Here is a 9922-nt window from a genome sequence, read left to right on the forward strand (position 1 = left end):
GTACTGCACCGGGCGCAGCGTGCGCGGCAGGCCCGCCAGCGGGGATGCGCGGCCGGAGACGATTGAAGAGACGGCGGAGCTCGTCACGGCTCGGGGTGGGAAGGGCATCGCGGTGCGGGTGGACCACTCGGTGGAGGCGGAGGTGGAGGCGCTGTGCCAGCGGATCCGCACGGAGGCGGGACAGCTGGACGTGCTCGTCAACGACATCTGGGGCGGAGAGTCGCTGCACGAGCTGGGGCTGCCGTTCTGGAAGCAGTCGGCGCAGAACGCCCGGCTCATGTTCGAGCGCGCCATCGTCACGCACGTCATCACCAGCCGTCACGCGGTGCCGCTGATGTTGGAGCGGGACCGGGGGCTCATCGTGGAGGTGACGGATGGGGACCACTTCGGCTACCGGGGCGGGGTGGCTTACGACGTGACGAAGATGGCCGTCATCCGACTGGCCTTCGCCATGTCGCGCGACCTGCGCCGCACGAACATCACCGCGCTCGCCGTGACGCCGGGCTTCCTGCGCTCGGAGGAGATGCTGGACGGCTTTGGGGTGACGGAGGCGAACTGGCGCGACGGGACGAAGGTGAACGCGGACTTCATCGCGTCGGAGACCCCCTGCTACGTGGGCCGGGCGGTGGCGGCGCTCGCGGCGGACCCCGCCGTGCATCAGCGCGCGGGGCGCGTCGTCGCCTCGTGGACACTGGCGCGCGAGTACGGTTTCACCGACCTGGATGGTTCCCAGCCGCACTGGGCCGACTACTTCGAGAAGACCTACGGGACGCGGTATCCGGTCGCGGACGAGGCGGCCTATGCGTCGTGGTTCGGAGGGCCCATCGAGACCGCGCTCCCGGACTGGCCGGCCTACTGAGGGCAGGCGGGCGCCCCGGTGGAAACGGGGCCATCCCCCATGCCCGGGCAACGCGCTATGGTCCGACGTGAGAGGTCGCGCACATGGCCAAGGGGCAGAGCAGGAACCGCGAGCCGGAGCCCGTCGACGAGACCCGCGTCGCGCCGCTCGATGATCTGGACGAGACGGAGGAGGTCCGCACCGAGCAGACCCAGGTGCCACCTCCTGCGCCCCGGGCTTCAGATGCTGGCACGCCTGCGGCGGGGAGCACCGCTCGCAAGTCGTGGGGCAACCAGACCCGTGTCGCGCCCACCACGGGCGCGGACATCCGCGCGTCCGAACTCGCCGGGTACGAGACCCGGATGACGCCGCCTCCAGTTCCCGACGAGGACCTGGTGCTGGAGACCCGGGTGTCGGAGCCCCTCTCGCCTCCGCCACGTGCCCGGGGTGGGGAAGGGCGGGATGCGCCGCGAGGCGGTCGCGGCGGTCGTGGTGGCGCCGACTCCGGGCGCGGCTCCGAGTCCGCTCGCGGCGGTGCCGAGTCCGCGCGCGCCGGATCTCGGGAGGAAGGCTTCGGCCTGCCGGAGATCATCCGCGCGGGCCGGGGCGCGGAGCTGGACGGCGCGCCCGAACTCCCCCGCATCGCGGAGCCTCCCCGCCTGGGCCGGAGCCCCGACGCTCGCGGCGGCGACGAAGGCCGTGGTGCACGCGGAGGTCGGCAGGAGGAATTGATCCTCGCACCGCTGCCGTCCGCGCAGGCCGCCAGCCGGGCCGGTGAGCCGGAGACGGCCGAACTTCGCACCATGTTCGCCACCCACTCCGCCCTGCTCGCGGAGCGCCTCAAGTCCGAACTCCAGCACAAGATCTACGGCCGCACCCCGCACCGCATCCTGCGCGTGGACGAACCCGAAGGCCCCAGCACCGCGGGTGGCAAGCAGGCCCGGCAGGCCATCTCGCTGGTGGACCGCAAGGGGAGCGCGCCCGCGCTCGTCGCGGGCTGGGTGGACGTGGCCAAGGGACAGGCCTCGCTGCGCAACCACGAGGCCGTGGCGAAGCGCTATGAGTTCCAGCACGGCAGCCCCCTGGAGCTGCTCCCCGAGGAATACGACAAGTTCCTCACCGACGTGGAAGAGGTGCTGCGCACGTCGGCCATCCAGGTCCGCCTCCTCGTGCCGGATGAATCCGCGCCCACGCGGGCCATGGTGGGCCAGCCGGTGCCGCGCGCCGCCTCCGTCCCCGTGCGCTGGGTGGTGCTGCTCGTCACCGTCGCCTTCCTGTTGGGGCTCGCTGGCGGCGCGCTCCACGGCCCGGGCTGAGCCCCACCGGGCCGGATGACGGCGCGGGCGACGGCGGCCCGCGTCACTGTCCGCTCACGGAAGGGGGCCTGCTCACCGGTACGATGGCCGTTTCGCGCCTCCCTCCCCATGGTTGTGCCTCCCGCAGGCTCGGAAAGCCGGAGGCTCCATGGCGTCGTCCCGTCACCGACCGAAGTCCCGTTGGCGCAAGCTGCTGGGCGGTTTCATGGTCGCGGTCGCGGAGTCCTTCGCCCCTGACTCCGTGCTCGCGAACGGTGCTCCAAAGCGGGATGTCCATCCGCGTCATGGCCGTATCCCCGGGCAGGGCAGCGGCTCTCGGACACTTGGAATCCAAGGAGCGGATCCGCGCCTCCAGGAGTGAAGTCGGGGTGGGGGGCCCCGTGGTACGGTGCTCGCGTCATTTTTCGGGGTGGAGCCCACGTGTGCTCGCCCTGGAACTTCGTGAGCCCCACCATGCGCAGAATTTCATTGCTCGCCCTCGCCTGCCTCGTCGTGACCGCGTGTTCGCGCGGGGACAAGGACGCGAAGGGCGGCGTCCCGGATGCCGGCCCCGCGTCGGCTTCGTCCTCGAAGACGAACGGCATCGCCGTCGAACCCCTGCCGGAGCCTCCCGCGCTCCAGATCGACCCTTCGGAGCTCGCGGACCAGGGCCCGTTGAGCGTCGTGGCCGCGCGGCCCCAGGGCAAGGCCAACGGCAACATCCGGCCGACCATCACCTTCACCAAGCCGATGATCGCCCTGGGCACGGTGGCCCAGGAGCGCGGGCTGGCGGCGCCCGCGAAGATTGAACCCGCGCTCCAGGGCGAGTGGCGCTGGGTGGGCTCCGCGAGCGTGGAGTTCGTGCCCCAGACGGGCGTGAAGCTGGCGACGAAGTACACGGTGACGGTGCCCGCGGGCCTCAAGGCCATGGACGGCACCACGCTGGCCGCGCCCTACACCTTCGACTTCGAGACGACGCGCCCCTCGCTCCAGTCCGCGCAGCCGGAGGTGGAGTTCAAATGGGCGCAGCCGGAGCAGGTCTTCACGCTGGTGTTCAACCAGAAGGTGAAGGACCTGCTCCAGCACGCGCGCCTGGAGATGGCGACCGGCGCCCCGGTGGCGCTCACGCTGGTGAAGGAGACGGCGTTCGCGGACATCAAGGAAGAGCAGGTGGGCAGCGGCCCGGAGCGCAAGTCGCAGGACCGGCGCGTGAAGTACGAACTGAAGCCCGCGCAGAAGCTGTCCCCCGGGACGAAGTTCACCCTGGTGGTGGACTCGACGCTGACGGGCGTGGAAGGCCCGCTGCCCATGGAGGAGGCCGTGCGCTACGGCTACTCCACCTACGGCGCGCTCAAGGTGGAGTCCGCAGGCGCGTGCGTGTTCACCTGGGGCGAGGAGACGTGCTCCTACGGCCCGCTGACCCTGCACACGTCCAACGAGCTGGACGTGGCCTCGCTCAAGGGCAAGGTGACGCTGGAGCCCAAGGCGGAGATCGACTGGGACCGCGTGCAGACGCAGATGCCGTGGTCAGGCTCCGAAATGACCAGCCCCTACGTGGCGCTGCCCGGCCGCTACCGCCCCGGCACCACGTACAAGATCAAGGTCGCCGCGGGCTACAAGGACCTCTTCGGCCAGACGGGCCCCGCCTTCCAGGGCGAGGCGAAGCTGTCCGACGTGGAGCCCTCGTTCGACTCCGGCTCCGACGAGGCGCTGGTGGAGGCCTCCGGTGACGGTTCGCTGCCGCTGGTGGTGACCAATGTCCCGTCGGTGGAGGCGGAGCTGTGGTCGCTGTCGCCCGCGCAGCTCGCGCCGGTGCTGGCCTCCGGCAACGAATGGCCGACCGCGGAGCCGCTGAAGGTGACCGTCGACACGTCGGGCGCGCGCAACCAGCAGCGCACCGTGCCGCTCGACCTGCGGCAAGCGTTCAACGGCGCGAAGACGGGCCTGTTCGTTACGCGGATGAACGCGCCGGCGCTCAAGCAGCGCTACCCGCGCCGCATCGTGGGGCAGGTGACGGACCTGGCGGTGCACGCGAAGCTGGGTGCCACCTCCGGCGTGGTGTGGGTGACGTCGCTCCAGACGGGCGCTCCGGTGCCGGGCGCGCAGCTCACCCTGTGGGACAAGGCGGGCACGGAGCACTGGACGGGCACGACGGACAAGGACGGACTCGCGAAGGTGCCGGGCCTGTCGGGGCTCATCCCCGTCAAGCGCGAGTCGTCCTGGGAGACGCCGTGGGCCATGGTGTCCGCGCAGAAGGACATGGACATCGGCGTGACGCTGTCCACGTGGCAGGGCGGCATGTCGCCCGGCGCGTTCTCGCTGATGAGCGCGTGGGACGGCCTCACCCCGGAGAGCCTGGGCTTCGTGTTCGCCGACCGTGGCATCTACCGCCCGGGCGACGACGTGATGCTCAAGGGCGTGGCGCGCTACCGCCGGCTGGGCGTGCTCAAGTCGCCGCCCGCGGGCTCCAAGGCACAGGTGACGGTGTCCAATTCGCGCGGGGAGAAGGTCTTCCAGGGCGCGGCGGACGTCACGAAGTACGGCACCTTCCGCGCGGACATGAAGCTGGGCGCGGACGTGCCGCTGGGCTTCTACGACGTGTCCGCGACGCTGAAGATCGCCGGTGAGACGGTGAGCTACGGCGGCACCTTCCGCGTGGAGGAGTACCGCGCGCCGCAGTTCCGCGTGGACGTGGCGGTGCCCCAGCAGAACGCGGTGGCGGGTGACGCGCTCACCGCGCGCGTGGATGCGCGCTACCTGTTCGGCGGCGCCATGGGCAACTCGCAGGTGCGCTGGAGCGTGGGCCGGGCCAGCAGCTTCTTCACGCCGCCGGGCAACGAGGCGTTCACCTTCGGCGTGAACACCTGGTGGTGGGACGACGAGCAGCCGGAGCACAGCAGCGAGACCTTCGCCACGGGCGATGGCCACACGGACGCGGCCGGGCAGCTGGCGCTGGCGCTGGGCACGGCGGAGACGCCGGGCGGCAAGACGTGGGAGTACACGCTGGAGGCGGAGGTGGAGGACGTCAACCGCCAGCGCATCGCCAACCGCAACCTCATCACCGTCCACCCCGCGGACGTCTACGCGGGCCTGCGCACGCTCTCCACGGGCTTCGCGGAGGCCGGCAAGGAAGTGGGCCTGGAGCTGGTGGCGGTGACGCCCCTGGGCCAGCGCCAGGAAGGCATCGCGCTGGACGTGAACATCAAGCGCCGCGAATGGAAGTCCATCCGCAAGAAGGGCGACGGCGGCCAGTACTTCACCGTGACGGAGCCGGTGGAGACGGACGTGTCCAAGTGCTCGGTGAAGAGCGCGGCCACGCCGCAGGCCTGCAGGTTCACCCCCGGCGAGCCCGGCCTGTACGTGCTGGAGGCGGTGGCGACGGACGCGAAGGGCCGCAAGGCGACGACGCGGGATTCGCTCTACGTCACCGGCTCCGGCTGGGTGTCGTGGCAGCGCAACGACACGGACCGCCTGGACCTGGTCGCGGACAAGCAGCTCTACGACGTGGGCGACACCGCGAAGATCCTGGTGAAGAGCCCGTATCCGGAGGCGGACGCGCTGGTGACGGTGGAGCGCGAGGGCATCCTCAGCGTGCGCCGCGTGAGGCTCAAGGGCAGCGCCACGGCGCTGGACATCCCGCTGGGCGACGGGGCCATCCCCAACGTCTTCGTGGGCGTGGTGCTGGTGCGCGGCCGCGTGCCGGACGGCAAGGGCATTGAAACCGGTGACGACCCGGGCCGCCCCGCGGTGCGCGTGGGCTACACCGAGTTGAAGGTGGAGAAGAAGCAGAAGCGCCTGTCGGTGGCGCTGACGCCGGACGCGCAGGACAAGCGTCCCCGCGACAAGGTGACCGTGAACGTCGCGGTGAAGGACGCGGCGGGCAAGGGCGCGAAGTCGGAGGTGACGCTGTGGGCCGTGGACGAGGGCGTGCTGCGGCTGACGGGCTACAAGGCGCCGGATCCGGTGGAGGAGCTGTTTCCGCTGCGCGGCCTGTCGGTGCGCATCGGCGAGCCGCTCATCCACCTGGTGCTGCGCAAGCTGTACGGCGAGAAGGGCTCGCAGCCGGGCGGCTCCGGTGGTTCGGACACGTCGGGCTCCGGCTTCCGCTCCAACTTCAAGACGACGGCGGTGTTCCAGTCGGTGGAGACGGACGACCAGGGCGTGGCGAAGGTGGAGTTCACGCTGCCCGACAACCTGACCACCTTCCGCATCATGGCCATCGCCGTGACGGAAGGGGACCGCTTCGGTGTGGGGGAGAGCAAGGTGCAGGTGGCCAAGCCGCTGCTGGCGCTGCCGGCGCTGCCCCGCATGGTGCGCGTGGGGGACAAAGCGGAGGCGGGCGTGGTCATCCACACCACGAACCCGGCCATCAAGGAGGCGAAGGTCACCGCGCAGCTCACGGGCGTGCGCGTGGAGGGACCGACGGAGAAGACGGTGACGCTGGTGGATGGCAAGGCCCGCGAGGTGCGCTTCACCTTCGTGGCCGAACAGCCGGGCACCGCGGTGCTGCGCTTCTCCGTGGCGGGCGGCGGGGAGACGGACGGGGTGGAGCAGAAGATCCCCGTGCAGCTCCCGGTGGGCCTGGAGGCGGTGGCGACGTACGGCGACACCACCAGCGAGCGCGTGGAAGGCCTCAAGCCGCCGGGCGGCGTGCGGCCCGGCGTGGGCGGCCTCACGGTGACGATGTCGTCCACGGTGATGGGCGGCTTCGAGGAGTCGATGAACCAGTTGGTGGACTACCCCTACGGCTGCCTGGAGCAGATGTCGTCGCGGCTGGTGCCGTTCGTCGCGCTGCGCGAACTGTCGGGCAAGTTCGGGGTGGCCTGGACGGGCGGTTCGGAGGAGCAGAAGCAGGAGTTCGTGCGCGGCTTCCTCAGTGACGACGCGCTGAAGGCGCAGGGCACGCTGGATCCGGACGCGGTGGTGCTGGCGACGGTGCGCAAGATCGAAGCGCTCCAGTCGCACGACGGCGGCTTCCGGTTCTGGGCCTCCAGCGAGTGCTCCTCGCCGTACGCCTCCGCGTACGCGACGCTGGCGCTCGCCCGGGCGAAGGAGGTGGGCTACGCGGTGAACGCCAACGTGCTCACCAAGGCGAAGAAGTTCCTGGCGGACAAGGTGGCGGCGGGCGTGTGCACCCCGTGCGGTTCGGGCTGCCAGTCCCCGGGCCTGGAGACGCGGGCCTTCGCGCTCTACACGCTGGCGCGCACGGATTCGCCCCGGCCGTCGTACTACAACGAGCTGTTCGAGAAGCGGCAGTCCCTGCCGCTCTTCGCCCAGGCGATGCTGACGGACGCCATCTTCGTGGGGAAGGGCAACCGCGCGCAGGGCCAGACGCTCTTGCAGGAGCTGTTGAACAAGGCGCAGGAGACGCCGGCGGGCGTGCACTTCCAGGAGACCGACGCGAAGACGTACGCGCCGCTCTGGTCGTCGGACACGCGCACCACGGCGCTGGTGCTCCAGACGCTGGTGGGCATCACGCCGGATCACCCCTACGTGTCGAAGATGGGCCGCTACCTGGCGTCCTCGCGCGAGGGCGACGGCCGGTTCCGCAACACCCAGGAGGCGGCCTTCTCGCTGATGGCGCTCTCGGACGTGGTGCGCCGCAAGGAGAAGGACGTGCCGGCGTTCGAGGCGGTGGTGAAGCTGGGCGGACAGATGCTTGCGTCCGCCGACTTCCGGGGCCGCGACCTGGGCGTGAAGACGGTGCAGGTGCCGGTGGAGAAGCTGGGCCCCGCGGACAAGGCGCAGCCGCTGACCTTCGGCGTCAACGGCACGGGCAACCTCTACTACGGGGCGCTCCTGCGCTACGCGCCGGCCGCGATGCCGTTGGATCCGATGGACCGGGGCCTCATCGTCCAGCGCTGGTTCGAGCCGTACAACGGCGGGGGCCAGGCCAAGGCGGCGCGAGCGGGTGAGCTGGTGCGCGTGCGCGTGCGCGTGGCGACGCCGATGCGGCGCCACTTCGTGGTGGTGGACGTGCCGCTGCCCGCGGGCCTGGAGGCCGTGGACACGTCGCTGGCCAGCACCGCGCAGCTGCCCGGACCCGCGGGCTCCGGCGAGGAGGAGGGGCCCGGCGAGGGCTACGACTACGAGAGCGGGGAGGACCTGTCGGAGACGGACGAGCCCCGCAGCCCCTGGGCGACGCGCTTCTGGTCTCCGTTCAACCACACGGAGAAGCGGGATGACCGCGTCATCTTCTTCGCCGACGACCTGCCTCCGGGCGTGCACGTGACGAGCTTCGTGGCCCGCGCCACGACGCCGGGTGACTTCGTGCTCAAGCCGGCGAAGGCGGAGGAGATGTACGCGCCGGAGGTCTTCGGCCGCTCCGAGGGTGGGCGCTTCCCGGTGCTGATGCCGGACGAGGTCGCTTCGAAGTGATGAAGCGCCTCACGCTTCGTGGGGTGGCGCGCGCCATGGCGGTGGCCATGGCGCTCGTCGGGGTGGGGTGCATCGGCTTCATCGCGATGCCCCTGCCGGGGACGTTGCTGTCCCGCGAGGCGCTGTCCTCATTGGTGCTCACCGACCGCACGGGTCAGGCCCTGCGCGAGGTGCTCTCCCGCGAGGACGGACGCAGTGTGGGGCTCGTGGGGGGGCGCATTCCCCCGCTGGTCCGCGCGGCCTTCATCGCCGCGGAGGATCAACGGTTCACGTGGCATCCGGGCGTGGACCCGGTGGCGGTGGCCCGCGCGGCGCGCGACAACGTGAAGTCGGGGCGCATCGTGTCGGGGGCGTCCACGATTGCGCAGCAGTTGGCGCGCCGGCTGGTGCCGCGCGAGCGTTCGTGGTGGGGCAAGGCGGGCGAGGCGCTGTGGGCGCTGCGGCTCACCGCGCACCTGTCCAAGGACCAGGTGCTGCTGGAGTACCTGGACCGCGTGCCGCTGGGAAACTCCACGTTCGGGGTGGAGGCGGCGGCGCGGCGCTATTTCGGGCGTCCGGCGGAGCGGCTGTCGGCGGGACAGGCGGCGCTGCTGGCGGGGATGGCCCGGTCGCCCGCGCGGAGGGATCCGTACCGCCGGCAGGACGCGGCGATGGCGGGGATGCGCGGCGTGCTGGCGCGCATGGTGGAGGAGGGCTTCCTGACGGCGGAGGAGGCGCGGCTGGCGGCGGAGACGCCGTTGGACCAGGTGCCGGTGGAGCGGGTCTTCGAGGTGCCGCACCTGACGACGGCGCTGCTCCAGCGGCTGCCGGAGCTGGGGTTGGATCATGCGACGCGCATCGAGACGACCATCGACCCGGCGCTCCAGGCCGCCGTGGAGAAGGCGATGGTGGAGGAGCTGCGGGGCCTCGCGGAGCGCAGGGTGGGGGAGGCGGCGGCCATCGTCCTGGACAACGCGACGGGCGAGGTGCTCGCGTACGTGGGCTCCTCGGACTTCCTGGACGAGGCGAAGGGCGGTCAGAACGACGGCGTGCGGTCGCTCCGGCAGCCGGGGTCCGCGCTGAAGCCGTTCGCGTACGGGCTGGCGCTGAGCAAGGGCTTCACCCCGTCCAGCGTGCTCGCGGACGTGGAGGTGCACCTGGCCACGCCGGGCGGCTCGTACGTGCCCAAGAACTACGACCGGCGCGTGCACGGCCCGGTGCGGCTGCGCGCGGCGCTGGCGTCCAGCTACAACATTCCGGCGGTGCGGCTGGCGGACGCGCTGGGGCCGGAGCAGGTGCTGCGCGTGCTGCGCGAGGCGGGCTTCCAGAGCCTCAAGGAGACCGCATCGCACTACGGCGTGGGCATCGTGCTGGGCAACGGCGACGTGACGCTGCGCGAGCTGGCGCGGGCGTACCGGGGGCTGGCGCGGGG

At 71.4% G+C, this 9922-nt stretch carries 4 protein-coding genes; all 4 read left to right on the top strand.

Annotated features, from left to right (window positions below):
• Positions 1-859: SDR family oxidoreductase (locus tag D7Y13_RS31825; RefSeq protein ID WP_120630874.1), on the top strand; the 859-nt coding region annotated here is incomplete at its 5' end.
• A gap of 83 nt (positions 860-942) precedes the next feature.
• Positions 943-2154 (top strand): hypothetical protein, encoded by a 1212-nt coding sequence (locus D7Y13_RS31830; RefSeq protein WP_120630875.1) that lies wholly within the window; start codon positions 943-945, stop codon positions 2152-2154.
• 453 nt (positions 2155-2607) lie between these two features.
• Positions 2608-8511, top strand: a complete 5904-nt coding sequence (locus D7Y13_RS31835; protein WP_120585775.1) for an Ig-like domain-containing alpha-2-macroglobulin family protein — start codon at positions 2608-2610, stop codon at positions 8509-8511.
• The coding region (locus tag D7Y13_RS31840; RefSeq protein WP_199732958.1) for a transglycosylase domain-containing protein at positions 8511-9922 on the top strand (1412 nt) is incomplete at its 3' end. The genes D7Y13_RS31835 and D7Y13_RS31840, both read left to right, overlap by 1 nt.

The sequence above is a fragment of the Corallococcus praedator genome, assembly GCF_003612125.1.
GTDB classification, from domain to species: Bacteria; Myxococcota; Myxococcia; order Myxococcales; family Myxococcaceae; genus Corallococcus; species Corallococcus praedator.